Here is a 1,015-nt window from a genome sequence, read left to right on the forward strand (position 1 = left end):
GTCCCAGCAGGGCCGCGACCCGGCGCAACTCGTCGGCCAGCAGCGCGGCATAGGCCGCCCGCCCCGCCGCATCGCGCATCACCGACGTGGTGCAGCCGCAGAACAGGCACAGCGAATCACAGAACGGCACATGCAGGTACAGCGAAACCGGCATTCCCGCCGGCACCGCGCGCAGCCAGTCCTCGGCCTGCGCCGCGCCCACCGACGCGTCGAACTGCGCCGCGGTGGGATAGCTGGTATAGCGCGGCAGGCTGCCGCCGTAGCGCAGCAGGATATCCGCGGAAAGCGCCGTTCCCATCGGGTCAGAACCGATATTCGATGCCCGCGCCGACCACCGTCGGGTCCAGCGAATCATGCGCCTTGATGAACGGACCGTTCGCTCCGCCGCGATCATTCGCCCAGGCATGCATGTTCATGAAGATCTGCTTGACGTCGAAATTGAAAAACCAGTTCCCGACCAACTGGTAATCGAAACCGGCATTGATCGACGGCCCGCCCGTCACCCCGACGTCCAGCTTCTGCACCAGCCCGCCGGCCGGCGAGACGTTATGGAACCAGGCCAGCGTGCCGCCCACGCCCAGATAAGGGTTGAACCGCTTGTGCGGACGGAAATGCCACGCCAGGGTCAGGGTCGGCGGCAGCACCCAGGCACTGCCGACATCGACATGCGCCACCCCCAGCACGCCGTCGGCCGCCACTTCGTGCCGGCTGCTGGCCGCGATCAGGTCCACCGACAGATTGTCGGTGAAGAAATATTCGAACGTCAGTTCCGGCGTCGCCTGGCGCGTGGTCGAAATCCGCCCGGCCACCGCCGCGCCGTTGATCCATAATTTGCTGTCGCGGTCCTCGGGCATCACGCCGATCGCCGACAGGCGAATCAGGAAATCCCCTTTCCCCAGGCCGATCTTGGTGTCGGCACAGGTCTCGAACACGCCGCAGTGCCCATGCGCGGGCGGCGGCGTCAGGCCCGGCGCCACCACCGGCGCGTTGACATAGGCCGAGGGCGCCGCGGTCG

Annotated in this window: 1 protein-coding gene and 1 pseudogene; both read right to left on the minus strand. The window is 67.1% G+C overall.

The window, feature by feature from the left end; genetic code table 11:
• Positions 1–298: pseudogene (locus tag HUK84_RS19930) on the minus strand (oxygen-independent coproporphyrinogen III oxidase); the annotation flags it as partial.
• A gap of 4 nt (positions 299–302) precedes the next feature.
• On the minus strand, positions 303–1,015 hold a 713-nt coding region (locus tag HUK84_RS19935; RefSeq protein WP_176641752.1), incomplete at its 5' end, for an OmpW/AlkL family protein.

It is taken from the genome of Nguyenibacter vanlangensis, assembly GCF_013376155.1.
Lineage (GTDB): Bacteria > Pseudomonadota > Alphaproteobacteria > Acetobacterales > Acetobacteraceae > Gluconacetobacter > Gluconacetobacter vanlangensis.